Raw genomic sequence first — 25,630 nt, 5'->3', positions numbered from 1 at the left:
GCTTATGCTTTTGTATCAAACTTAATAAAGCTATTATTGCGAAGAATATTGGCATACGACCCCATACGCTCATATAATGGTTCTACAGCGTCGCCGAATTGTGCTTTAAATTCTTCCGAGATTGCACCAAAATCCTTTATGCCATCAATTGCATTCCATATAAAACTGCCATATTGATCAAGATCTATTTTCATCATCGCCGGGGTTTTAAAGAAAAGTCTAACGGCTTTATCTAACCAGCTGTTTCTGTCAATTTGAATTTGTACGATTTGTGAATCAAGAGAAACCCACCTGATTTTCTCATTTTTTTTAGGTACGATATCTAAAAAATTTACTTTTTCCTTTTTAGCCATTGTCCACCTCATGATAGAAGTTGAGAGGATAACTTTTATCCTCTCAACTTATTTATTTAATTAGTGCTTCTTCAATTTTCTGAACACAGAGAAGTGAATGAGTGAATATGATAATGCTATGAAGAATAATAATGCACCGATTTGACCTAAGTCAATTCCAAGAGCAGTATCTAAACCTACTACAGCAAATACTGCAAGTAAGATACCAACTAAACCTTCACCAGCGATTAAACCAGATGCATAAAGAATGCCTGATTCAATTTTGTGCTTAATGCCTGATTCTTCGTCAGCTTTACCTTCAACTTTGTTAAGTTTTTTATCTAAGAAGCCTCTGATAATACCACCCACCATGATTGGTGTCGATAAGTGGATTGGTAAGTAGAGACCGATAGCGATTGGAAGTACTGGTAAACCAAGTAATTCAATTGCTAAACCAACACCTACGCCTGTAAATACAAGTGCCCATGGTAAGTTACCACCCATAACACCCTCAACAACAAGTCTCATTAACGTTGCTTGTGGCGCTGGAAGTTCTGAAGAACCAAAGCCCCATGCATTGTTAAGAAGGATTAATACGTAGCCGATTGCTAATGCAGCAGCGACAGCACCGATAATTTCACCAATTTGTTGTTTTCTAGGAGTTGCACCAACAAGGAAACCTGTTTTTAAGTCTTGTGAAGTATCTCCTGCCATTGCAGCGATGATACAGATGATCGCACCTACTGTTAAAGTAGCAATCATACCTGATTGTCCATCATTACCTGTTGCTTTAAATGCGATAGCAGTGATAATAAGTGTTGCAATTGTCATACCAGAAACTGGGTTAGAAGAAGAACCTACTAAACCAACGATTCTAGATGAAACTGTAGCAAAGAAGAAACCAAAGATTGCGATGAGTAAGCCACCACCGAAACCAACTGGTACGAATGGTAACATCATCATTGCTAACACAACAGCTAATGAACCAATAATAACAACCGTCATCGGTAAATCTTGATCTGTTCTAGCTGTACTCTTATCACCTTTAGAAGCGCCAAGATCTTTCATTGCATCTTTAAAAGTTGAAACGATAAGAGGTAACGATTTGATTAAGCTGAAAATACCACCGAACGCAACTGCACCAGCACCTACGTAACGGATGTAGTAGTTCCAAACACCCCAGTAACCTAATTCACTGATAGGTGCTGTAGCTGGGTACATGATTACTTCACCCATGCTACCAATATTTAAGATCATTGGAATAAATGCAAACCAACCAATAACAGCGCCGGCAAGCATATAAGCAGAAATTTTAGGTCCGATAATAAAACCAACACCTAATAATGCAGGATAAACGTCAGCACCAATAGCAGCACCTTTGTAGCCAGGGATTTCCATTTCGATTTCACCTGGGAAAAGTTTAAAGCCATCTGCAATGAATTTATAAAGCGCACCAACAGCAAGACCTGTAAATGTTACAGCCGCTTTTTCGCCGCCTTCTTCACCAGCTAATAGTACTTCAGCACAAGCTGTACCTTCTGGATAAGGTAACACGCCGTGTTCTTTTACGATTAAAGCTTTACGAAGTGGAATCATGAATAATGTACCTAAGATACCACCACAAAGTGCAATTGCAGTGATTTCCATAATACTTGGTGTACCCATACCCCATTCTTTCATCCAAATAAACATTGCTGGTAAAGTAAAGATTGCACCAGCAGCAAGTGATTCACCTGCAGAACCGATTGTTTGTACCATGTTGTTTTCAAGAATAGATTCTTTTTTTAACAAGCCACGGATAATACCCATTGAAATAACTGCAGCTGGAATAGATGCAGAAATTGTCATACCAACTCTTAAACCAAGGTAAGCATTTGCTGCTCCAAAGATTATTGCTAATAAAACCCCCAACACAATAGATGTCACAGTAAATTCTGGTAACACTTTGTCCGCAGGAATAAAAGGTTTAAATTCCTGAGAATTATTGTTTGACATTTGTTTACCTCCCAAACTCTTAAATGACATGGATTGCTTTGCGCACAGCAATCTACGTATATATGGAAGCGCTTCTCAACGATAATTATATGAGAATTCAAAAAAAAATCAACACCTTCAAAAAATACTCGATATTCAGTAAATTCAATCGTTTGAGCTTGCCTACCGCTCGGTAGAATAAGGTTCATGTCACTTACCTACCATTAGGTAGTTGCCTGTTTTGGTGTGTCAAATACTGTCCCAGAACCCTTCTAAACACAATTATTTCATTATTTCAATATATGACTAAAATCCCAGATTCATAATTATGCATAACTAGCCTTTTTATTCATGCATATGCGCATTTATATGCAATTGTTAAATTTACTTAACTATTGTTTTAAGCACCGTTTTTAATTGTCAAATTCCGTTAATGAAAAGCAAACTTGAAAAAGAGACCTAAAAATAGGTCTCTTTTTAATCAAATAATATATTCGCGGTTAAATCTGCCACTTTTTACGGGTCAAGGCTAAGATAATCATAACATTGAGTCCCACTAGGTAAATCGGAAATGCTAATGAACTAAAATTCCAATCTGTTATTGCAAAGAAACTAGACATCGCTAATATAAAACCACCAACATAGGCTCTAACTTCTTCACTTTCTGGTTGATGCCATGATTTATATACAGTTGGAACTGCGGCAAAGCCATCACTTATTAATGAAAATACAATGGCATAGTTTGGTTCTTTAGTAAAATACCACGCCAATAAAGCAACGATCGATACAGCACCACAAACATAATCGGTTAAGCTAAGCTGCCAATAGGCTTTTTTATTAACAAATGACAAACAGAAAATTAAAAAGGGAGTAAATCCTGACATAAACACAGGGATAACCGCTAATCCTACACCATTAGAAATAGCTGCAACGGTGGCAATCATTGGAGCAATGGACCACATGAGCCAACTGATCCGATTGGGTTGAACAGTACCTTTAATCACACCTTTAATATAGGAAAAGGTAAAAAGCAAGTTAATGATTACACCTGCAAAAACCATATACTTCATTCCAACACCTCTATTATTTTCAGTTATTTAACTCAATAGTTCTATTAGTCCTCATACACCTTTTTAAATACAGAGACTTTCATTAAGCTAAATACGACTGCTGAAAAGCAGACAAAAGTGCCTATGCCACCTAAGTCAATGCCGAGTCCAGTATTGATTCCAAGAACTGAGAAAATGGCTAGGACGACACCTATTATGCCTTCTCCAGCAATTAAACCTGAAGAAAAAAGGATGCCATTATCAATCTTAATCTTGCGTTCAAATGTATCTACGCGTTCATCTTCCTTATCCAATAATCCTCTAACCAATCCACCTAGGAATATTGATGAAGTTAACTGAATAGGAAGGTAAAGACCTATTGCGACCGGTAAAACAGGTAATCTCAACAACTCAAAAATGGCACCAAGAGCTATGCCAATAAAAATCAGTGCCCAAGGTAAATTGCCTTGCATGACACCTTCCACTATTATTTTAATCAAAGTCGCCTGCGGTGCTGGTAGTGCTGTAGATCCGAACTCCCAGGCGTCGTTAAATAAAGTCAGTACCCAACCGAGCACAAGTGACATTACAAGGACACCAATCAGCTCGCCAACCTGTTGTTTATATGGGGTTGCTCCTACAAGATAGCCTGTTTTTAAGTCCTGTGACGTATCACCTGCCATTGCGATGATGATACATATGATTGCACCCACTGTAAATACGGCGTAGACCCCCTCAGGAGATGTATGTCCTAATAATCGGAACATAAAGGCTGCTAAAATTAAGGTTGCAATTGTCATACCCGATACTGGATTTGAGGAACTACCAATTAATCCAACTATTCTAGAGGATACAGTTGCAAAGAAGAATCCAAAAACAGCAACAAATAGCGCGCCATAAAATCCAACATTTAGAATCGGTAAGAAAGCAATCATAAAGGTAAACATGATCACGACAAATACCACCGTTGTCATTGGCAAATCACGATCTGTTCTTAAAAAACTCTTCCCTTCTAGGATATGATTGTATTCTCTCATCGATTCGATAAAGGTCTCAAAAATTAAAGGTAAGGATTTAATTAAACTTAGTAGACCGCCAAAAGCAACCGCTCCTGCGCCTATATAACGGATATAATAATGCCAAAGTTCTCCACTTGAAAGCATCCCAATAGGGATTTCCGAAGGAAATAGAACCAACTGATTGCCTTGACCAACCATTGAAATCAAAGGGATAATTACAAACCAACCAATCAATGAACCTGCAAACATAAATCCAGAAACAGCTCGGCCGATGACAAAACCGACGCCAATAAGTGCAGGCATCGCATCAAATCCGAAAAAGGATTGGAATGGCTTTGTTAACGTCCAATCAATTCTTGAGGGTATGATTTTCAACCCATCGGATATAATTTTATAAACACTACCTATTAACATCCCTTGAAAAGTAGCCTTTGCCTTTTCGCCGCCTTCTTCACCTGCTAAAAGCACTTCAGCACATGCAGATCCTTCTGGATAAGGCAGCGTCTCATGTTCTTTAACGATTAACGCTTTTCTTAAAGGGATCATAAACATAACCCCTAAAACACCACCGAATAAACCAATCAATGTAATTAAGAGCATCGAAGGTGGTTCAATACCAACTGATTTTGACCATATAAACATAGCAGGTATGGTGAAAATCGCACCTGCAGTCAGAGATTCTCCTGCTGAACCAATGGTTTGTACCATATTGTTTTCAAGTATAGAATCTCTTTTCATAATGATTCTTGTAATACTCATAGATACAACAGCAGCAGGAATTGAAGCACTTATTGTCATCCCTACTTTTAACCCCAAATAGGCATTAACCACTCCAAAAACCAGTGCCAAAATAATTCCAAATAATATAGAAGTAAAAGTTAACTCAGGTACCGTCTGATGTGCCGGTATAAAAGGTCTAAATTTTTCATTCATAGTCTTCCCACGTAAACTCCTTCGTTAAAAATCTCACTCGTAATACCTATTTTATCTTTTTTTATTAAAAGTGTATAGTTTTGTTTCCAAAATATTATTTTTTAAAGGCCACACGTGATGATATAATTGACCTATCGGGAGGTAGATATGGCTAAACTTACACAGACAAAGGATAAAATTTTAAAAACCGCACTTCAAAGCTTCTTAACGGTTGGTATTGATCAAACCTCACTCAACTCAGTCGCTGATCAAATCGGCATAAAAAAGCCTTCAATTTATTATCACTTTAAATCTAAAGAGGACATTGTCAACCAATGTGTCAATTATCTGTTGGATGATTTAGAGCATCGCTTAGAGCTATCGATTGGGGCACATCAGCATCCTAGAGAACAAATTGAAGCCATTTATGAATGCATCATTGATTTCCATCATGGTTTATCTATCCTAGTATATAACAACCATTTACATCCTGTTAACTTAAACACTTTTTTACAAAGATGCTGTCTTGAAGGAGAAGGGACTAAGAAAAGGATTGAACTATACTACCACAATTTACAGAATAAATTTATTTCACTTCTTTCCTATGGGCAAAAACAAAGCCTAATAAAAAATGGTATTAATAAAGAGATCGTCTCCATTGACTTGATGTCTAGAATTGAAGGTATGATTGCATTAAGTGCACTTTACAGCCAAGCTCACATCAACTTACAAAGACAAGAACTATATGAGTCTGTCTGGGAGAACATTAAAGCAGAGACGACGAATAAAAAACGTAAAATTTTGGATTATAAGAGCATTGACCTCGCTAGAAAATGGTAATACGCTTTCATGATTGTAAGCCTTTCATAAGGGTAACTATAAAATATAGTTACACTTTGAGGAGGTTTCCATGAACGATATGTATTTAGTAGAAAAGAGACATTCCACCAGAGATTTTAAGCATTATCCGCTAACAGACGAAGACAAAAGATATCTTGATGGGTTGTGGGAATCACCACCTGATCTGATTAAAACCTCAGGTGTAGAATTTAAATTTATCGAAAATGGTTTTGAAATAGCACCAAAACTCGAAGGTCTGGCTGGATATTTTGGAATCATGATTCATGCACCACACTACTATGCTGTCTATGCCGATGCACACGATTTAAGCTATAAGCTAGCTGGTTATATTGGCGAGTGGTTTATCCTAAAAGCCATTAAAAGAGACATTGGTTTCTGTTGGATAGAAGTAAAGGATACCGAATCCTTAAAAGTTAATTTGGGGATTCATTCTCCAAAAGAAATTGTGGCACTCATCGCCATAGGCTATCCAAAACGTGAGTTTAAACAGTCCACCATATATGCTTCATCTAGGCCAGGTAATCTGTCAACTTTAACCGAACTCGGTTATCCAAATATCGACATAAAAGCAGATCAGGGTCCAGTACGGGCACACAAATCCATTATGGAAATGACACATTTTGATAGCTTTAACGATGTACCAAGTCTCAATAAAATTGAACAATACGGACTAAATCGTCCAATTTTCTATATGCGTTATGCACCTTCTTATAAAAATCTACAGCCTTGGCATTTCTTGATTCAAAGCGGTAATATTTATATGATTATGTATCAACCCGATTTTGTTCCTGAGTCGATTAAGTGCTTAGATGCGGGAATTGGCATGCTCTATTTTGAAGTAGGACTCAACTCGTCAGGCTTCTCAGGTCACTGGCAATTTGATAATTTAGATTTATCAGAAGAACTACCGCCTAATTATAAAGTAGTTGGAAGGTATCTCTATTAATGAATAGAGCCAAAGACGAATTTTGTCTTTGGCTCTTCTTTATTTGTGTTTCATTACTTTATTTGTGTTTCATAAATCTATTTTTTCGTTAATCGTTCTAACTCAGAAATAAAATACTCAATTTCTATTGGCTTTGGTATAAAGCTATCAAATCCTGCCAATTTGACCTTAGCTTGATCTTCGGGCATGGCATAGGCAGTTAAAGCAATCGTTGGTATATCTATTAGTCTTTCTTCTTTCTTGATTCTCTTTAACACTTCAAAACCATCTATGTCTGGTAAATTCAAATCTAACAAGATAACATCAGGTAATTCAGCAAGCGCCAATGCCACTGCTTGTTCTCCAAATTGTGTCTGAATTAAAGTCACGCCGTCCATGTTTTCGATGATTTTTTGCATCAACTTTAAATTGGCAACATTATCTTCCACATACAGCACTTTAATTGAATCTAGTTTAATGATTTTATTTGAAATAACCTGAGAATAGCTTATATGGTCATTTTCAAGTTCTGCTCTCGGAAGGGTTACAATGAAGTGACTGCCTTCATTTGGCGTACTGGAAAGTGTAATTGAACCTTTCATGAGCTCCGTCATCTCTTTAGCAACTGAAAGTCCAATACCCGTTCCCTCTACAAAGAAATTATTCTCCATGTTAAGTCGATAAAAAGGATTAAATATCGCTTCATGATGCTCGGATGGAATGCCGATACCATCGTCTTCAACATGGAACATAACCTTTGAATCTTTGAGTTCCACATAGAACTTAACCAAACCATTTGGTTTGTTATATTTAATCGCATTCGTCACTAAATTAATCAAAACCTGCTTTAGCCTTGTTTGATCGGCAATCACCCACTCACTTGCCTTTTCTGTAAATTGGGTTTCCATCTGAACCTGATATTGGTCGGAAACTGGCTTTATCATCGTTACTGCTTCACGCATCACTTCATTGATAATCACAGGTTCTAAAGAAATTGTCATCTTGCCAGACTCGATTCTTGCAAGATCTAAAACCTCATTGATTAATTTCAAAAGGTGTTTTCCTGCATGCTCGATTTCTCCAACGTTTTCCTTTTGCTCGTCGTCTAATGCGTTTTCATCTGACATTAAAAGCAGTTGAGAAAAACCGATGATCGCATTAAGAGGTGTTCTAAGTTCATGGCTCATATTGGATAGAAACTGTGATTTTGATCGATTGGCATTTTCAGCTAAGTCTTTTGCTTCAATCAAGGAAAACTCAAGATTTTTCTGATGAGTAATATCTCTTGCTGAAATTACATATTTTTTTTCGTCACTTTCCACCTTTGAAATACGTGCAAGAAACCATTTGATACTTACATCCGTACTAATACTATACTCAATGGTTGCACTCTCACCAGTAGTTTCTATTTGTGAAAGCACACTGGATAAGCTCGACCCTTTTTTCTTTAGTTTGTTGTCAATATTTTTAATACTATTGGATGCGTAGTATGTTTTATGAACTAGAACCGTATTGTTCCATTGATTGATAAGATTACCGGCTTCATCAATTTCCAAAATCATGTCATCAATTGAGTGCAACAGTGCATTAAGATCCGCTTCATTTCTTTTCAATTCCCTTTGTATATCCATAAGCTGTGTATTGGCATCTCCAAGTGCATTGCCCATCAAAGATAACTGATTTGCCGTATCTTGAAGTTCTAATACCGGCGTGTCTGGAGGTGTTTGATAGTATTCTCCACTGCCTATACGCGCTACCATTTTGTTGATTTGAACCAATGGAGATGATATTTCATACGACAGTTTATTCGCGTTTTTAGACAGAATTGTGAATAAGATAGCATATAAAATGACTATAACCAATAAGATGATCCAACCAATTCTAATCAACTGATTATTAATTAAGGTCGCTTCGGAATAAACAAGATCTTTCGGAACAATCATCAGCAGTTTCCATCCTGTTTCACTGATGGTATGCCATGAAACAAACTTAAGATTTTCGTTTAAGCGCACTTCACCATTACCAGATTCGTTATTATCAATAATTGGAGCCAACGCTTCTATCTCAGGTATATTATAAAAATTAAAATTCTCAGGTTTGAAGGTATCCTTTAATATAGCCTCATCATAATGATGCTCGCCAAGTTCCTGAAGCTGCCAGTCTGATTCACCTGCTTGAGGCAATGCAAGTATAGTACCGTCCTTTGCAACTAACATTAGGTACCCTTCATATGGGACATCCATTGATAAAATTTCATTTGTGAAAGTACTTATTGTAATATCAATACCAGCGACACCTTCTAAAAAATCACTAGCGTTATAAACTGGAACGATAGCTGATGCCATCCAACCAAGTCCAGCTGGATCAAGGTATGCGTCTGTCCACATGACTTTTTTTTCAGGATTATGTTCTAAATCTGCTTCATAATAGAAGTTATAAGATGGAATATTCATCAAAGGCGCATACTGAGAGATAACATCAAAATATGGATAAATAATATTTAATGAATCATAAGTATTTAGATAGACTTGTGCAGCAAGCGGTTGCGATAAGACGATGTCTTTCATCAGATCTTCTGTTTTAAGTAGCTTTAATACCTTTATTTTTTCAAGTTCGCCAACTGGGTAATAACCACTATAAAAAACAGCTGCACTACCATTCACCGTATCCTGTGTCGTGTAATAGGTCCCTTCTTCAGTAAATGCAAATCGACTTAGCTCACTCTCGTCTAACCCCTCTTCTGTCTCTAAAGCTTCTCTGTATCCTTTGCTTAAAATCTTCGCATTTATACCAACAGACTCAAGCTGTTTTTCAATAGTGTTGGCTTTCTCACCTATAAGCTGCGACATTTGCTGATTTACCTCATTAAAAGTAAACGATGCCATCGCATTTCTCGACCACGCATTTGTCATAAAATAGACTAGAACAAAACCTATTGCAACAAGTACAAAAGGAAAAAGTGCGGTCCTGATAAATGAACCCCAAAGCCAACTTCGAATGGATTGCTTATCTTTTTTATCCTTCATGAGCATCCCTCAACTTCACTTTGAATTTGATAAAACTCGTTTATATGATCGATAAAAATTCTTGTTATTATTGGATCTAAAGCACTGCCTGCTAATCGATTTAACTCATCTAAAATTGCATCATGCTCCCATATTTTCTTATATGGTCTTGATGAATGTAACGCATCGAAAACATCGCAGACACTTGTGATTCTACTGTAAATATCAATTTCCTCACCTCGAATGCCATTTGGATAGCCATTGCCATCCCAGCGCTCATGATGATTCAATGCAATTTTTTCAGCACACGATAATATTTCTGATTGGCTACCACTTAAAATCTTTGCTCCCTTAGTTGTATGTTCTCTCATAATCCTCATTTCATTTTCAGTCAAAGTATCTGGCTTGAGCAGAACATCGTCAGGAATACCAATTTTTCCGATATCATGCAACTTGCTAGCATGAAAAAGCAGATTTGCATTTCTTTCACTTAAACCACATAACTTGGCTAGATGTCTAGCAAAGCAACCGATCCGTGAAATATGATTACCTGTGGTTTGATCTCGAAACTCCGCACTCAGCATAAGTTTGTCTATTAATTCATACTGCATATCAAGTAACATTTGGTCTTTTTCATCCACTTCGCACTGAAGCACTTGATTTTTTTGCTTCAACGCTTCGTGTAACATTTTGAGTTCTATCGCCTTATTAACTCTTAAAACTACTTCAATGTTGTCAAATGGCTTCCCAATAAAGTCCATAACACCTAAATCTAGTGCCCTAAGCTTGTTTGTATGATCATCTTGTGCTGATATCATAATTACTTGTACAAAGTTAGTTTCAAGTATGTCTTTGAATTGCTCGACTACTTGAAACCCATCCATGAAAGGCATTTTTAAATCTAATAAAATCAAGTCGGGTATTGTATGGTTTATGTATCCAGATACTTCTCTTGAATCCATTAACACGTCAATTTGACTGTATTTTTTTGACTGAAGTATTTTTTTTAAGAGCAAAGCATTTGGTTCTTGATCATCAACAATCAATATTTTTGCATCAAAATAGTTCATAAGCGCCTCACTTTTCATCTATTATAATGTATTTACCACAATAATTTTTTTTTACGCTTGTTTCGGGAGAACTGATAGAAATTATAGGATAAAAAAAAGAACTCATCTGCTTAAGATCAAAGCTAATGAGTCCCATTTATATTTATATTTATATTCTTTTATATAATCCGTCTAATAATAATAGGAAGATTTATACGTAAAATAATAGGGTTCATCGGTTATAACACAAATTAAAGGAAAATATATTGCCCATTTTTCTAAGTTTCTGTCATAGACGACGGATTCATCATAGAGATAATTATCGACGAATTCTGACGGATAAGCTGATTGATAGAAAGAGTAAACAATACTAAAAGTTACCTCTCTACCGAAAAGTGTTTTATATAAATCTGCTTGTGCCTTGGTTTCAAGAGCCAACTGAACAGCACCTTGGTCTTCGGCTTTTAAATATTCTACGAGGCCATTCTTCTCTACAGTTGCATTGATTGCTAAACCACCGTCAGTAAGTTCAATACATTGATAGCTATCAAATCCAACTGTAATATTATTTAAAACAAGGGTTTGATAATTTTCAATTAAATAATCGTTCATTTCATCTGTTGATTTAAATGAGGGACGAATTTGTTTTGAAAAAGCATCAAACATATTCTTATAAACCAATAGCGTTTGTTCAACTTTTGCATTACCTTTTGGATTTACTGCACCATTATAGCCGTTGATGACACCATAATTTGCCGCTTTGTATATGCTTTCCTTAGCGTAATCACTTATTAAAGCATCATCGCTAAAAAGCACATTGGTTTTCTCCAGTTCTATCCCAGAAAGTGTTAGAACCTTCATCATCATCGTAGCCATTTGTTCACGTGTCAGTAATTGTTCTGGTCCAAAGTCGCCATTGCCTATACCGGACGTGATTCCAACGGTTGCACCTTTTAATGCATATAGGTTCTCAGTATCGCCAAATGTTATCACAGGATCAGGTGTAATTTCGGTTTGATTTAGATTTTCATAAAGTCTTACCGCTAAATAAATAAACTCAAGTCGTGTAATTTCTGACTGATAGTTATTGAAAGCCTCTTGATTCAGTTGATTATATGATGCAAGTGTATTGATCTCCACTTCTGCCCATGCAGAAGGCTTATCTGTTAGCAATGGATCCACAGTAGCCATTGAGATTGACATTGATAAAGTTAACATAACCACGCTTACGACGAACAATAGTTTTTTTAATTTTTTAGTCATTTCTACCTCCAGTATCAGTAAGACCATTATAACCTAAATTCCTCGCATTTCAATAGTGCGTCATCTTTATTAATCTACATGACTTAATTGACATTTTATTTGAGTTTTTTTAGCAATGTAGGTAGTAGCGTTAAACTTAATATTGAGGATAAAATCATCGATACCCACATCAAAGCAGAAACGTAAAAATGTACTTTAAGAGGTGAAAACATGAGGACGCTTAAACCAACTGAAAATCCCAATGCATTCGCTATAATTGGTCGTTGAGAAAATTGATACGCTCTTTCAACTGCTCTTGAACTATCAAGACCTTCTCTCACATAGCCTTGATAGATAGATGTGTAATGGATTGCATAATCGATTCCAACACCAATTGTGATGCTAAACAAAGTTGTTGTAAACAAGTTAAGTGATATGCCTGTTAGTCCTAAAAAACCAAACAATGCTAGAGTCGTTACCAAAATAGGAATTAATGCTAAAAAGCTTGGTATGAACTTTCTAAGGCTCATCCATAGGAAAGCGAAAACTAAAATAAAGGCCATCGTCAAACTGATTTTCTGTCCTGAAATCATCGATTGATTTAGTTCATACATCGTTAATTGTGTTCCTGCAAGTTTAATTTCAGGAAAGTCATTCCCAACGCTCTCTATTTCTTCAATCGTTGCATTATTCAAATCCTTTGGAAAGATAATGACTTTGACATATGCATCACTGACAAACTCACTTGCAATATCACTTCCCATCAGCATACGCGGGTCAAAAGTAATACCTTGCGCTTGTATGGCTGTTACAATTTCATTAATCGAAACAATTTTGGTAACATTAGCTTCATCCTTCATAGCAGTTGAGAATCGATTCACTAAATCGGTGGTTTCGCTAGACAATGGGTTACCAGAATAGGGCACAAGAGCAAAAATTGGAATCGTGCCATCATTAACATCCATAATTTTTGAAAAACTCTTTGATACCTCTGTCGACGATTTATACATCATTAATTGATTAAATTCTGTTTGAATTTTTGGAACGAAATAGACAGAGATGACAATAACGGCAAGTGTTAGAATAAGGGCTGGTTTTCCCCATAATCTTCTTAAATCAATATCAATGCCTTTGGTATTTTTCTTTTTGTGTATGTCCAGTTTTTCAAAACTATTAATTAAAGGGACAATAAACCAGGTTGCGATTCCTGCAAGCGTAATCCCAATTGATGCGAAAATCGCAAGGTCATAAATGGCTTTGGTTTGCATGAACAATAATGAAATAAAACCAGCAACTGAGGTTACTGTTGTGATAACCATTGGCATACCAACCATTTTTAACGTTTTGGTCAAGCTTGATCGCATATCATCACCTGATTCAAGATGCTCTTGAACGTGTGAAATAAAGTGTAACCCATCTGCACTCCCAATGATAATTGTAAAAATCGGCGCTAGAACGGTTAGAATTGAGATTTCATTACCAATAAGGCCAGCAAACCCCAGTGTCCATAGTGCAGCTATACCTGCTGGCATAATTGATAGAAGCGTTGCTTTTGCTGAGCGCATCTGTAATCTGAAGATATTAAACAGTATAAAAAGTGCTGAAGGTGGAATCAATAGTAAGATATAAAGCAAATAATCAAATATCTTATTTTGCATGTACTGATTACCACTGATTGCATAATCAAACGCATTGTCCTCTAGTAACGTTTCGATATCCTTTAGATCTGCAAATCGAAAGTCTTCATTAGGAAACACGGTTATAATCCCATAAGTTACACCCTCTACTTCTTTGGTTGTTTTTAGTGCGTCGATCTCTGGAAGACCATTTGTAGATTCAACGCGTTTAACATACTTAATCGTATCAATTGCTTCCAATTGGTCTTCAAACTGAGTCACCTGATCCGTGACCTCATCATAATTACTAATCATAATAATCATCTGGTCACTTGTGCTGAACTCATCTGTCAAAATATTCATATTTTCTTGGTATTGACTGTTTTCAATTTTAAATATGTCGAAATTTGTTTGAATGTTCAGTTGAAAAACACCATAAATAGCTGTGAGATTAATAATGACAAATAGAAGCATCAGTGGCTTTTTAAACTTATAAATGAAATCAATATATTTTTTCATATGACACATCCCCTTTTTTATCGAACTATTTTATCGGTTACCCATTCCTAGAAGAAACTCATCTGTTCTTTCCTTTATCCACCGATCGATGTCTAAACTAAGATAATGATCGGTTAGCATAAAGGTCCAAACCGCATCGGCGAGTACCGTTTTTAACATGAATTTAAGCATAATTGCATTATCAACCTCTCTTAATTCACCAGACGCTTTAAACTGATCATAATACTTATAAATGACTTCGACGATGTCGGCAGCTGAATTCGCGAATAATAGCGTTCTAAGTTCATCGTTATAGATCAATTCTTTGACAAAAATTCTAAAAACATCCCGATTAATTAATATAAAATCAATTCTATTCCTTAAGAAAAAATCAAAAAATTCACTAAAAGTGTGAAACTCTTGTTGTGATAATTTTTCTAATATTTCTTTCTTCATTGAGGGCATCAGAACTTTTAAAAATTTTAATAGTATATTTAAAAGTAGATTTTCCTTTGTCCTATAGTGCTTAAATATAGTTCCTTCTGCGACTTCAGCACGAGTTGCAATCTCTTTCGTACTTGTATTGGCATACCCTTTTTCAGCAAAGAGTTCAATGGCTGATAGGTCGATTCGCAAAAGCTTGTCTGTTTGCTTGGCAGTTTGTTTGGTTTCAGATAGTAGTTGTTCGAAAATAGTTAAATCCAAATCTGTAGTCCTCCTTTGGAATTAAATTTAAAGATTTAATAAAAAAAAAATAAAGTGAGTGCTTACTCACTTTATTCTACGCTTATTTTTACATAATACAAGTTTTTTTTAGAAGTTCTTTTTTAGAAGTTCTTTTGCTTCTAATGCATCAACAGGCTTGGAGAATAAATACCCTTGTATTGCATCGCAATTGATTGCTTTTAACTTTTCAAGCTGCGCTTCTGTCTCAACTCCCTCTGCTACTAGATGCATATCTAATTGTTGTCCTAATCGAATAATGGTTTCTACTAAATCATCGTGGCTCTCAGAAACACCTAGAACGTCTATAAAAGACTTATCAATCTTAAGGATATCGATTGGTAAATTTTTAAGATATGATAACGATGAATAGCCAGTTCCAAAATCATCTAATGCAACCTTTACCCCAGTTGACTGTAGTCTTTCTAGTTTTGCTACAGAAGCCTCAATCGCTTGCATCAGCACAGACTCTGTTATTTCGATGATGAATTGATCAGGTGAAACTCTATAAATGCTCAATAACTCTAAGATCATCTCCTCAAAGTCTTCTTGCATTAATTGAAGCACGGATACATTAACTGAAATATGAACGCGTTTATCAGTCATTTCCTTAACATCTGAGATAAAGGACAAAGCATTCTCAATAACCCATCTACCAATTGGCATAATAAGTTGCGTTTCCTCGGCAATAGGTATAAAATCAAGCGGTGAAATTCTCCCCAATGTCGGATGATTCCATCTTAATAACGCCTCAAATCCAATGATTTCCTTAGTATTTGAATCTACTTGTGGTTGATATGCCAAACTGAGTTCTTGGTTTGGTAAAGCAAGCTTAAGTGCTTCTTCTCTTTCGACGCGCCATTTAATCCGTTCGAACATGGAAGCATCATATCTTGAGGACTTGCCACGTCCCGATTCCTTAGATTTATACATCGCAAGATCTGCCCTAGTAATTAAATCGTCTATATTATCGCCATCTTCCGGATACATGGCGATACCAATGCTGATACTATTCGAAAAATTACTGTATTCAACTTGAATGACGCGATTCATAATATGAAGTAAATGTTTTCCCAACGACTCTAATTCTCTCGTATCAGTTGTTTTATGATAAATGATAAATTCATCACCCGATATACGATAAATTTTGCTGTTTGGACCGAGATTAAGGGCTAACATTCTACCAATCGTTTGAATGTATTTATCGCCAAAACGATGTCCCATCGTATCATTAATTCTTTTAAAATGATCGATGTCTGCAAGTAAGATTCCAAACTTACTTTTCGCATCCTTTCTAACCTCAGCTTCAAGAGCATTTTTATTTGGTAATCCTGTTAAGCTATCATGAAAAGCAACATGTCTAATTTGATCTTCCATTTGCTTAATAGCATGAATGTCCGTAAAAGAACAGATCATTCTCGTCGCAATTCCCTCGCGATCTCTTTTTATTGCTCCCTTTAACAGGTACCACTTGTATCGACTTTTCTCAGACAGAATTCGAATTTGCGAACTAAAATCATTAATACCTTCAGGAATTTCATCTTCAAAATAAGGTTTCAGTTGAGCTGTATCTTCTGGATGAATAAACTCATATAAATAGGTTGGGCTATTCTTTTCAGAGGCTACTTCACCAGGTGGAATTGCCCATCGCGCTGAAACATTGAGGTAATCGTCTTTTATATTCCAGTCTAATATCGTATCTCTAATGGCGTCTAATATCAGCTCATTTTGCTCTTTACTCATTTGAAGCTCATCAAACAACTCATTAAGAGCTTCAAATTGTGCTTTGAGTTCTTCCTCTGAAGCCGTTAATTCTTCATTTAATTGAATTTGCTCAAAATGTTTTTCTGTAAGCTCATTTTTAAGCTTAACTGTTTTACGTAAAGCATAGGTCAAGATAATAATAAAAATTACCATTAAACTCATAATGATTAGTACCGTGATGATTTGTGCTCTATATTGTTCATATAAAGAGACCGGCTTATTGATAATCGTAATGTCGTCTGAAAGATGGTTCACATTTATATTAAACGCCGTTGCAACATTATAATCGATCGCATTAATGTGAAAGCCCTCTGTCACTAGTGGTAATTGTGACGGTAAAGAACCTCCAAGTATTTCAACTGAGAGCTCTCCAGCACGTTTTCCAGTCTCTCTACCACTCAATAGGCTACCGCCAATGGCACCATTATTAAGTGCAAAATCATAGAGAGAGAACACAGGTGCCTGAGTGGCTTCACTTACACCTCGAATCATATCTTCAAAATCTATGGTTCTACCGTCTATATCCGAATAATATGCTGTCATCAAAATTGCATCTGATGATTTTAGTTTGCCAACTTCTTCAAAAATCTGATCAATACTCATGTCAGTGATGACGATAGGCTCAATATCCGGATACCAGTTTGCGAGCGTCTGAATCGTAGCGTCGGTCATTGCTTTGCCACTTTCAGTTTGGTCGTGTACGATATAAAGCTGATGTAAATCAGGATTCACACTAAGCGCAACTTCTATAGTGGAATGTATATCAACCTGCTCTATAACACCGGTAATCAGAGGATCACCATTCGTTAGCATATCGTAATTGTCTTTACTTACACCACTGGATACGATAGAAACATCTCTAAAAAGCATATCCCGTTGCGACATGACATAGGTTAAAGCAGCATCATCCGTCGTAACGACTAAATCCAGCTTCTTCTTAGCATACTTATATTGAATCATCTCATTGAAAAGCTCAAGCTCCTTATCCGTAGGATACTCTTTCCAATCAATATATTCGACAAAAATTCTTGTGTTATCATAACTTTCTTGAATTGTATCGATCACACCACGATCGATATCATCCGTCCACGACAAACCATAATGATAAGAATTAATAATCAATACTTGCTTATCACTCTCTGCAAAGGTTGGCATACCGTTAAAAATACATACTATGAGGTATAAGAGTATCGTAGTGGAAAAAAATCTGCGAAAATACATGATTCACCTCTTTCTTCTAATTATGTAATGTGGTTATTACTATCATAACCTATAAGTGACCTTTTTCATAAGTATTTTGTAAAACTGTATCATTATTCCATTTGTTTTTAACCATTATCTTATTGAAAAAAGAAGAAGCTCTTGCAATTGTTTCATCAATAAGCAAAAGCCCCTTTTTGATAGAGACATTCTTACTCTATTTAGTTATTCCCCATAAACTGAAAAAGCCAACTTTTAATTTCATCAGAGGCAAATGAGGCTTCGATACTTTGCTTGAAAACGGACAATACTTCTGCATCATTCCAGTTAAAAAACCGATACATTTGGTCGAACTCTTCATTCATAGTCGTATTTGAAACGGTTCTATTATCCGTGTTCATGGTTACTTTAATACCATTTTGAAAGTATTGATTCATTGGATGCATTGGGAACGACTTTACGGCTTTGGTTTGAACATTACTAGTAGGACAGCATTCAATAAAAACGCCTTTTTCTACGAGTAATTTCTGTAAGCGTTCGTCTTTTATCATCGCTGTACCATGTCCGATTCTTGTAGCACCTAGTAAAGAGACTGCATCCTCAATATTTTCAACACTGCCGGTCTCACCTGCGTGAATTGTTACGGCATATCCAAGTGATCTTGCCTTTTCAAATGCACCTTTAAACCTAGGTGCAAATCGATCGCGTTCGCCTCCACATAAATCCACAGCGACAACCCCTTTGCCCAACCAGTCTTTTCCTGCTTCAATCATATCGAAAAAACCGTCTATCTCAGTATTTCTGAGATACGAAAGAATAACGTTCCCCTTTATTTCGAAATCATTTTCTGCTGCCTTTAACCCTTTTACCACTGCGCCAATTATACGATTTAAATCAAGGCCATTCTCTAGATGTAGATGTGGTGCAAACCTTACTTCTAAATACTTTACATTTTCTTTTGCTGCATCCTCATAGAGTTCGTACGTAGCTTGAGTTAATCTAATTTCACTTTGCAGAACTTTGACAGGGATTTGAAACCTTTCTAGATAGGTGTCGAGCGAATCACAATTTTCTGGTGCAATTAACAATTTTGAGAAAACCTCTAAATCATCATATTCTTGGGTTGCTTCATCTTCCCTTAGCCATTTTAATACCGTTGTGGTTCTTAGACTACCATCTAGGTGACAATGCAGTTCTATTTTGGGTAGTTGATTAAAATCAAGTTTGTCTACTTTCATCGAAATCTCCTTTATCCGTGATTCATTTTTGCAAATAAAAAACGCTCGACTACGAAGAGAATACAGCTGTATCCTCCTCGTAATCAAGCGTTTAAGGTGCTTGGTAGAGACCCCTGAACCTTATTATCAGGGTTATACGAATCACATTTCATTTTCTATTAGATGGATTCTAACATAAAACCAAACCTATCGTCTATACTTAGTCAAAAAGAATGTGAAAAATTTATATGTAGTTAACATATATGTAGTTGACATATGTGTTAACTACATATAGAATGAAATCAAAAGATTCAAATGAAATCATAAGATATTTAAGGAGTTTATTATGAAAGGAAAACCTGGTAGACACATTCCTGCTTTTGTGTTATTGGAGCTTGCTCATTCTTCCAACTACGGCTTGGGAATTTTAAATGAACTAAAGTCCAAAATGCCTCATTGTTTATTTGATACAGCTGGTGTTTATAGAGCCCTGAGCGCGTTAGAATCAGATGGGTTAATTATTGCAAGTATTCCAGATCCAGCCCATCAGCAGAAAAAACTATATGAGATCTCTGATTTAGGGAGAGAAGCTTTAAAAGAATATCATGAAGATATCCAAATGCGTTTTGATAATTTATCCTTTTTTCTAAAAACCTATGAACGTTTAGAGGTGAAGCATGACAACTAGCATTTTTTATATCGTCGTAGGATTACTAACGATTATTTCATTCTTGAAGGATCGCAATAAGACTAAAAAAGCAATTAAAATCGGATTTAATTCATTTAAGAAGCTATTGCCATCCATTATTCCAATGATGATTGGGATCGGTTTGATTTTGTCCATATTAAGCCCCAACACGGTCAGCCAGCTCCTCGGTGAAAAATCAGGGATTTGGGGGACACTCATTGCAATGATCATAGGATCAGTTGCCTTTATGCCAAGTTTTGTAGCCTTTCCACTTGGGGCAAACTTGTTATCACATGGCGCTGGTTTCCCACAAATTGCAGGATTTATTTCGAGTCTTATGGCAGTGGGTGTGGTTTCGTTAGGGCTAGAAATTAAATATTTTGGTAAAACGACTGCAATCTTGCGCAACCTTACAGCTCTTGCTGCCTCTTTTGTCTTTGTTCTTCTCGTATGGAGGTTAATGTAATGAAAGCAAAAATAATCAAATACAAATGGGCTCTTCTCTTACTTTTTTCATTAATTGTTGTAAATGTTGCACTCCCCGAAATTGGTAAAAAAGCCAATACAATTACGCTTTCTAACTTTGGTACAATGCTAAGCGTCCTGCCACCTATTATGCTTTTAATTGGTTTGCTTGACGTTTGGGTACCAAAAGAGACCATGATCAGATACATGGGCGAACACTCAGGACCAACTGGCCTGCTCATTGCTTTTTTTCTCGGCTCTTTTGCAGCTGGTCCCCTCTATGCAGCTTTTCCAGTTGCAGCTATTCTTCTTAAAAAGAGAGCAAAATTATCTAACGTTCTTTTCTTTTTAGGGGTTTGGTCAACTGCTAAGCTTCCTATGGTCATGTTTGAATATACCTCGTTTGGTGGAAAATTTACGATTATTCACATACTCTCCAACTTAACCGTTTTCTTAGTAGGCGCTATTCTTCTTGAAAAGACATTGAGTAAAGATGAAAAAGAACATGTTTATCAAATCGCTACAGAACTGGCATAATGTCAGTTCTTTTTCTTTTACTATCTATAAATCGCTGATATAATAATTGATGTTATTAATACTTCGGAGGCTTTTTATATGAATTTTCAACCCTATATCTTGGTTTTAGGCGCTTCAATTGTTGACATTACTGGTTTTTCGGCAGTAAAATATCGAACGCACAACTCTAATCCAGGGTGTATTAAAATATCAATGGGTGGTGTTTGCAGAAATATTGCTGAAACTACAGCACGACTTGGCGTATCAACAAAGTTTATATCCGCTATAGGCGATGATGAACATGGTAGAAGTATCATTGAACATTCAAAACTCATTGGCTATGACATGTCTGACTCTTTATTTTTATCAAAGTGCTCTACGCCTACCTATCTCGCGATTTTAGATGAAAAAGGTGAAATGGTATCTGCCATCGTAGATATGTGGGGAATCGATCAAATGGATACGCACTTTGTGGATTCAAAATCTGATATTATTGAAAATGCTGAATACACGTTTGTAGACTCAGATAATCCTGAGCTACTCGAGCACCTCCTAAAGACGTATCAGGGGAAGACAAATTTCGTTTTAGATCCTATCTCTGCTGTTAAAGCTGAGTCGATTAAGCATTTAATTCCTTATTTTCACACGATAAAACCCAATCGCTTTGAGGCTGAAGCCATTGTTGGTTATCCACTTGATAGCACTGAATCGCTTTTAAAAGCGTCAGAAGATTTACTTGCTTTAGGTGTTACAAATGTCTTTATTTCTTTAGATGAAAATGGCATCTTCTACGCCAACGAAAATGTACGAGGTGTTATGATGGCAAGGCATGCAAAAGTCGTTAATGTCACTGGAGCTGGAGACTCTTTTGTAGCTGGCCTTGGCTTCGGCTATATGAATCAAATGAATTTACATGATACCGTTAAATTTGCAATTGCAGCAAGCTTGCTGACCATTTCACATGAAAGCACCATCCATCCAAATATGTCTATTGATACAGTTAAATATATTGTATCCACCACTGAGTGGGTAGACACACAGTTTTAAGGAGGTTTCATATATAAGATGATCCTAGGAGAATTAAAGCTAACAGAAAACTTTGAAGTCCGTATCAGCGATATCAACTATGGTGGCCATATGGGAAATGATCGGGCATTAAGCTTTTTCCAAGATGCAAGGATCAAGTATTTAAGGCATTTTGGATTTGATGAGCATCATCTTGCAGATGGTGTTGGTATTATATTGAGTGAGTCACATGTCTATTATAAAAAAGAAGTATTTTTATACGATCAGTTATTTGCTAAAATTTGGATTCAGGATATAAAAAAAAGAGCCTTCACAATGATCTATCAATTTTATAGACAAAGTGATCAAGCTCTCGTGTTTGAGGGTTCAAACCTCATTTATGCTTTTGAGTACCAGTCGAGAAGAGCATGCGAACTTCCTGAAAAATTCATAAGCACACTGACCTCTTCTACGCACCCTTTTGAGTAACTACAATCAGTGGCAAGTCTTTATCTGAAAAGGACTTCCCATCAAACCCAGAATACAAATGATAATTTTCAAAGCCTGCTAGATCCAGTTTTTCTAGTAGGCTTTTTATCTTAACAGGATAAAGTGTGGTCTCTGCGGATAGGGTCATAGTGGTTTCAGATTTAATCGTTAGCAAACTACTAAATGTAATTCTTGGAGCTTCTGTCATCTTCGTCTCATCATAACTGTAAAACCGTTCAAATTTTATCTGTTCATTATCAATTAAAGGAAGTTGACTTGGTTTTTCGGCTAATATCTTATCATAATTAAGAATTTGTAAAATCAAAGTGCCTCCTGGCTTCAACATGTCGTAGAAGTCTGATAATACCTCTTCTATACGTTCAAGATGAACCAGTGTGTTTCCGATACAATAGATCCCTTCGAAGTACTTTAAACCAAAAGACGATTTCGCATCTCTCATATCCATTAGAAAAAACTGTGCTGCTAGATTGGGAAAAAGCTTAGTTGCTTCTTCAATCAAAGCTTCACTCAAATCTATCCCTATCAGATTTAATTCTGGCTCTAGTTCTTTAAAGGCAGACAATACAGTGCCATCTGCTGATCCAATATCCAAGATATTGCCACTACTTGGAAAATGTTCTTTTAAGAAAGTTGCCTTATTTCCTACAGGGAAAACAAATCGGTATACTGGGGCTAAATTTTTATAAAACATGGTTACTCCTATCTCAATGTTTATTTCTATGTTCCGTTACAAGCGCGTTAATAGATACAATTAAGTTCTCATAGTTAATAGGTTTTGACAAATAGCCATCCATTCCAGCCTCAATGCATTTTTTTGAATCGCCATCGAGTGCATGTGCTGTCATGGCGATAATCGGTGTAAACTGGTTTGAGTTCCTCAATCCACGGATTTTTTTGCTTGCCTCATACCCATCGACGATGGGCATTTGACAGTCCATTAGGATGACGTCAAAAAAAGCTTCTTCTATCTTTTGGATTGCATCTTCACCATTAACAGCCAAAGTGGTGTGCCACCCTTTATTTTGTAGGACTTGATTAACGAGTACGCGACTCGTCATATCGTCATCCACGATTAGTATATTCAAATCCTCTAGTAAAGGTAGCCTAACGGCTTTCTCTTCTAGAGTATCAATATCCAGAATCTCCATTGATTGTTCAAGTATGCATGTAAAGCTAAAGGTACTCCCCTCACCATATTCACTTTCAGCATGCATTTCACCACACATGAGTTCTACTATACCTTTAGAGATTGCTAAACCTAAACCACTTCCACCAAATTGTCTGGAGGTACTCTCATCCACTTGAACAAATCTTTTAAATAATTTATCTAATTTATCCGCTTGGATCCCAATTCCGGTATCTGAAATGGTGAAACGTATAAGGTAGGCATGTTCATCGAAACTGTTTTCTAGTTGTGCTTTTACTTTGATAGTTCCTTCATTGGTAAATTTAACTGCATTTCCAATTAGATTAGATAACACTTGTTTTAATCTAAAGCTATCCCCTTTGACATATAAAGGCAAGCGCTCGTCAAAGGCTAACTCTATCTTAACATTTTTTTGTACAGTTGCGACTTGATAAAGTTTTACAATATTGTTCAATAATTTCTTTAAATTAAAATCAATTTTTTCAAGTCGCATCCGGTCTGCTTCTAGTTTTGTGTAATCCATAATCTCAGTTACGAGTTTTAAAAGCGCTTCTGCGGAAAAATCCGCTAGCTCGATGTATCGCCTCTGACCTTCATCGATCTGTGTTTCTTTTAAAAGCTGAAGCACACCAATTAAACCATTCATTGGCGTGCGAATTTCATGAGACATATTTGCTAAAAAATAACTCTTGGCATTGTTTGCACTTTCAGCTATTTTCTTAGCTTCTTCTGCGACTTGCTTAGCTTTAATGAGTTCTTCTCGATTTTTTTCTCTTAGTGTTACATCAGTATAGAGCGAAAAACCACCTACGACTTCCTCGTTAATTTTTATGGGAACGCCAATAATCTCCATTGTGAGCTCTTCACCTTTTTTATTGGTTCTTATCCCTGAACACTGAACACTTTCACCTTTAAATATTAAATTATTATTTTTAAGAGTTTCAGGTCTAACTCGTTCAGATGCAACAAAATCCTCAATCTCATTTCCGATAACCTCTTCGGCAGAATAACCAAAAACACTGGTAAAAGCTTCGTTCACTGCAAGTGTACGATGGTTTGAGTCGATCTGAACAATAGCAATTGGTGCATTTTTAAAAAGTGCTTCAAATGCTGTTTTTTGACTGTACATTTCGATTTCAGCGTCCTTGAGCTTTGAAATATCATTTACTAGACCTAATCCCCCAATTACGGTTTTCTCATAAGAAAACAAAGGGGTAAAAATTGCAGACAAATAACTTTCTTTATGCCCTGTCACTGAATTGTAGTAGCCTTCAAAGTGGCTTTTTACCCCTGTTAAGCATTTTGCAATTGCACGCCGTACTTCTAGATTTGGCAAATGAAAAATATTTAAGTTTAACAGCGCTTGTCTTGTCGAACCCATTATTCTGACAAATTCCTGATTACATTCCTTAATTTCCCCTGTCTCCGTAAAACTGAAAATACCAGCGGGGGTGTTGTCAAATATGTCTTGAAATTTCTCTTCACTTAACTTTATCTGAATTTCTTGTGATCTTGTTTTTTGAATCAGGTAATCACTTTGAGCCAACCTTTGTGATATGTCCGTCACCATAGAAAAAATAACACTTTCGCCCTCGTGTTCAATGGATGTTGCATGAACTTCAACTTCTTTTATAGTGCCATCTGATAATCGATGTTGGAAGTTAAAATAGTTTCTATTTTCTACAACAACTTTGTTCATTTCTGATTTGATAACCTCTTCCGTCGCCATATTAATGTCTGCAATTTTGAGCAATTGAATTTCATCTAAGCTATAGCCGTAAAAACGACAGGCTGAAGGATTCGCGTCAATAATGTTACCCGAATCAGGTGAAATAATTAAAATTGGAGTTGGATTTTTTATAAAGAACTGATGTTCAAGACTGGTAAATCCATTCGCTTTGATCATATAGTTC

The 25,630-nt window shown here is 36.2% G+C and carries 20 protein-coding genes and 1 riboswitch; of the genes, 7 read left to right on the top strand and 13 right to left on the bottom strand.

All coding sequences use genetic code 11. The annotated features are described in order from the left end of the window. Positions 1 to 2: 2 nt before the first annotated feature. The 4 genes from AC4PID_RS12105 to AC4PID_RS12090 all read right to left on the bottom strand — a co-directional run bounded on the left by AC4PID_RS12105 (position 3) and on the right by AC4PID_RS12090 (position 5,307). The gene (locus AC4PID_RS12105; RefSeq protein ID WP_492132258.1) at positions 3 to 353 is read right to left on the bottom strand and encodes a PqqD family protein; all 351 of its coding nucleotides are present in this window, start codon (positions 351 to 353) and stop codon (positions 3 to 5) included. Positions 354 to 413: 60 nt separating this feature from the next. Then, entirely contained in the window at positions 414 to 2,327 is a 1,914-nt protein-coding gene (locus AC4PID_RS12100; RefSeq protein ID WP_492132257.1) for an OPT family oligopeptide transporter, read from the bottom strand. A gap of 479 nt (positions 2,328 to 2,806) precedes the next feature. After that, entirely contained in the window at positions 2,807 to 3,376 is a 570-nt protein-coding gene (locus AC4PID_RS12095; RefSeq protein ID WP_492132256.1) for a hypothetical protein, read from the bottom strand. Positions 3,377 to 3,420: 44 nt separating this feature from the next. Beyond that, positions 3,421 to 5,307, bottom strand: coding sequence for an OPT family oligopeptide transporter (locus tag AC4PID_RS12090; RefSeq protein WP_492132255.1), 1,887 nt, complete (start codon positions 5,305 to 5,307; stop codon positions 3,421 to 3,423). 147 nt (positions 5,308 to 5,454) lie between these two features. Between AC4PID_RS12090 and AC4PID_RS12085 the strand changes: the two genes are divergently transcribed. Then, entirely contained in the window at positions 5,455 to 6,126 is a 672-nt protein-coding gene (locus AC4PID_RS12085; RefSeq protein WP_492132254.1) for a TetR/AcrR family transcriptional regulator, read from the top strand. A gap of 70 nt (positions 6,127 to 6,196) precedes the next feature. Further along, on the top strand, positions 6,197 to 7,093 hold the full coding sequence (locus AC4PID_RS12080) for a nitroreductase family protein (protein WP_492132253.1): 897 nt from the start codon (positions 6,197 to 6,199) through the stop codon (positions 7,091 to 7,093). 77 nt (positions 7,094 to 7,170) lie between these two features. On the opposite strand, the gene AC4PID_RS12075 is transcribed toward AC4PID_RS12080, so the two are convergent. The 7 genes from AC4PID_RS12075 to add all read right to left on the bottom strand — a co-directional run bounded on the left by AC4PID_RS12075 (position 7,171) and on the right by add (position 19,407). Beyond that, a complete protein-coding gene (locus AC4PID_RS12075; RefSeq protein WP_492132252.1) occupies positions 7,171 to 10,098 on the bottom strand; it encodes an ATP-binding protein in 2,928 nt (975 codons plus the stop codon). Further along, the gene (locus AC4PID_RS12070) at positions 10,095 to 11,147 is read right to left on the bottom strand and encodes an HD domain-containing phosphohydrolase (protein WP_492132251.1); all 1,053 of its coding nucleotides are present in this window, start codon (positions 11,145 to 11,147) and stop codon (positions 10,095 to 10,097) included. Before AC4PID_RS12070 ends, AC4PID_RS12075 begins: the two co-directional genes overlap by 4 nt. A 171-nt stretch (positions 11,148 to 11,318) precedes the next feature. Next, positions 11,319 to 12,389 (bottom strand): S-layer homology domain-containing protein, encoded by a 1,071-nt coding sequence (locus AC4PID_RS12065; protein WP_492132250.1) that lies wholly within the window; start codon positions 12,387 to 12,389, stop codon positions 11,319 to 11,321. 95 nt (positions 12,390 to 12,484) lie between these two features. After that, entirely contained in the window at positions 12,485 to 14,503 is a 2,019-nt protein-coding gene (locus AC4PID_RS12060) for an efflux RND transporter permease subunit (RefSeq protein WP_492132249.1), read from the bottom strand. A 30-nt stretch (positions 14,504 to 14,533) separates the two neighbouring features. Then, positions 14,534 to 15,187: a TetR/AcrR family transcriptional regulator gene (locus AC4PID_RS12055; RefSeq protein WP_492132248.1), complete on the bottom strand. Its 654-nt coding sequence runs from the start codon at positions 15,185 to 15,187 to the stop codon at positions 14,534 to 14,536. A 108-nt stretch (positions 15,188 to 15,295) separates the two neighbouring features. Beyond that, positions 15,296 to 18,190 (bottom strand): EAL domain-containing protein, encoded by a 2,895-nt coding sequence (locus AC4PID_RS12050; protein WP_492132247.1) that lies wholly within the window; start codon positions 18,188 to 18,190, stop codon positions 15,296 to 15,298. Positions 18,191 to 18,390: 200 nt separating this feature from the next. Next, positions 18,391 to 19,407, bottom strand: coding sequence for an adenosine deaminase (gene add / locus AC4PID_RS12045; protein ID WP_492132246.1), 1,017 nt, complete (start codon positions 19,405 to 19,407; stop codon positions 18,391 to 18,393). 60 nt (positions 19,408 to 19,467) lie between these two features. Beyond that, a riboswitch (purine riboswitch) is annotated at positions 19,468 to 19,567 on the bottom strand. Positions 19,568 to 19,732: 165 nt separating this feature from the next. Here add and AC4PID_RS12040 point away from each other — a divergent pair. From AC4PID_RS12040 to AC4PID_RS12020, 5 genes are all read left to right on the top strand, one after another. Beyond that, complete coding sequence (locus AC4PID_RS12040) at positions 19,733 to 20,074, top strand: PadR family transcriptional regulator (protein WP_492132245.1); 342 nt, start codon at positions 19,733 to 19,735, stop codon at positions 20,072 to 20,074. Further along, positions 20,064 to 20,540 (top strand): permease, encoded by a 477-nt coding sequence (locus tag AC4PID_RS12035; RefSeq protein WP_492132244.1) that lies wholly within the window; start codon positions 20,064 to 20,066, stop codon positions 20,538 to 20,540. Before AC4PID_RS12040 ends, AC4PID_RS12035 begins: the two co-directional genes overlap by 11 nt. Next, positions 20,540 to 21,076, top strand: a complete 537-nt coding sequence (locus AC4PID_RS12030; RefSeq protein ID WP_492132243.1) for a permease — start codon at positions 20,540 to 20,542, stop codon at positions 21,074 to 21,076. The genes AC4PID_RS12035 and AC4PID_RS12030 overlap by 1 nt, the downstream gene beginning before the upstream one ends. Positions 21,077 to 21,154: 78 nt before the next feature. Next, entirely contained in the window at positions 21,155 to 22,102 is a 948-nt protein-coding gene (locus AC4PID_RS12025; protein WP_492132242.1) for a carbohydrate kinase family protein, read from the top strand. Between the two features lie 18 nt (positions 22,103 to 22,120). After that, complete coding sequence (locus tag AC4PID_RS12020) at positions 22,121 to 22,549, top strand: acyl-CoA thioesterase (protein ID WP_492132241.1); 429 nt, start codon at positions 22,121 to 22,123, stop codon at positions 22,547 to 22,549. On the opposite strand, the gene AC4PID_RS12015 is transcribed toward AC4PID_RS12020, so the two are convergent. Beyond that, positions 22,530 to 23,261: a class I SAM-dependent methyltransferase gene (locus AC4PID_RS12015; RefSeq protein WP_492132240.1), complete on the bottom strand. Its 732-nt coding sequence runs from the start codon at positions 23,259 to 23,261 to the stop codon at positions 22,530 to 22,532. The genes AC4PID_RS12020 and AC4PID_RS12015 overlap by 20 nt on opposite strands. Before the next feature lie 13 nt (positions 23,262 to 23,274). Continuing rightward, positions 23,275 to 25,623: a PAS domain S-box protein gene (locus AC4PID_RS12010; protein WP_492132239.1), complete on the bottom strand. Its 2,349-nt coding sequence runs from the start codon at positions 25,621 to 25,623 to the stop codon at positions 23,275 to 23,277. Between the last annotated feature and the right edge of the window lie 7 nt (positions 25,624 to 25,630).

It is taken from the genome of Fusibacter sp. QWL-12 (assembly GCF_058683495.1).
The sequence above is the reverse complement of the archived record's forward strand: the minus strand, read 5'-3'. Positions and strand labels throughout refer to the sequence as shown.

Bases quoted from the DNA above. Each gene is read 5' to 3' on its own strand.
- AC4PID_RS12015 (WP_492132240.1), bottom strand. From the start codon at position 23,261: ATGTTTTATAAAAATTTAGCCCCAGTATACCGATTTGTTTTCCCTGTA.
- AC4PID_RS12020 (WP_492132241.1), top strand. From the start codon at position 22,121: ATGATCCTAGGAGAATTAAAGCTAACAGAAAACTTTGAAGTCCGTATC.
- AC4PID_RS12100 (WP_492132257.1), bottom strand. From the start codon at position 2,327: ATGTCAAACAATAATTCTCAGGAATTTAAACCTTTTATTCCTGCGGAC.
- AC4PID_RS12075 (WP_492132252.1), bottom strand. From the start codon at position 10,098: ATGAAGGATAAAAAAGATAAGCAATCCATTCGAAGTTGGCTTTGGGGT.
- AC4PID_RS12030 (WP_492132243.1), top strand. From the start codon at position 20,540: ATGAAAGCAAAAATAATCAAATACAAATGGGCTCTTCTCTTACTTTTT.
- AC4PID_RS12070 (WP_492132251.1), bottom strand. From the start codon at position 11,147: ATGAACTATTTTGATGCAAAAATATTGATTGTTGATGATCAAGAACCA.
- AC4PID_RS12095 (WP_492132256.1), bottom strand. From the start codon at position 3,376: ATGAAGTATATGGTTTTTGCAGGTGTAATCATTAACTTGCTTTTTACC.
- AC4PID_RS12040 (WP_492132245.1), top strand. From the start codon at position 19,733: ATGAAAGGAAAACCTGGTAGACACATTCCTGCTTTTGTGTTATTGGAG.
- AC4PID_RS12065 (WP_492132250.1), bottom strand. From the start codon at position 12,389: ATGACTAAAAAATTAAAAAAACTATTGTTCGTCGTAAGCGTGGTTATG.
- AC4PID_RS12035 (WP_492132244.1), top strand. From the start codon at position 20,064: ATGACAACTAGCATTTTTTATATCGTCGTAGGATTACTAACGATTATT.
- AC4PID_RS12010 (WP_492132239.1), bottom strand. From the start codon at position 25,623: ATGATCAAAGCGAATGGATTTACCAGTCTTGAACATCAGTTCTTTATA.
- AC4PID_RS12105 (WP_492132258.1), bottom strand. From the start codon at position 353: ATGGCTAAAAAGGAAAAAGTAAATTTTTTAGATATCGTACCTAAAAAA.
- AC4PID_RS12080 (WP_492132253.1), top strand. From the start codon at position 6,197: ATGAACGATATGTATTTAGTAGAAAAGAGACATTCCACCAGAGATTTT.
- AC4PID_RS12085 (WP_492132254.1), top strand. From the start codon at position 5,455: ATGGCTAAACTTACACAGACAAAGGATAAAATTTTAAAAACCGCACTT.
- add (WP_492132246.1), bottom strand. From the start codon at position 19,407: ATGAAAGTAGACAAACTTGATTTTAATCAACTACCCAAAATAGAACTG.
- AC4PID_RS12060 (WP_492132249.1), bottom strand. From the start codon at position 14,503: ATGAAAAAATATATTGATTTCATTTATAAGTTTAAAAAGCCACTGATG.
- AC4PID_RS12050 (WP_492132247.1), bottom strand. From the start codon at position 18,190: ATGTATTTTCGCAGATTTTTTTCCACTACGATACTCTTATACCTCATA.
- AC4PID_RS12025 (WP_492132242.1), top strand. From the start codon at position 21,155: ATGAATTTTCAACCCTATATCTTGGTTTTAGGCGCTTCAATTGTTGAC.
- AC4PID_RS12090 (WP_492132255.1), bottom strand. From the start codon at position 5,307: ATGAATGAAAAATTTAGACCTTTTATACCGGCACATCAGACGGTACCT.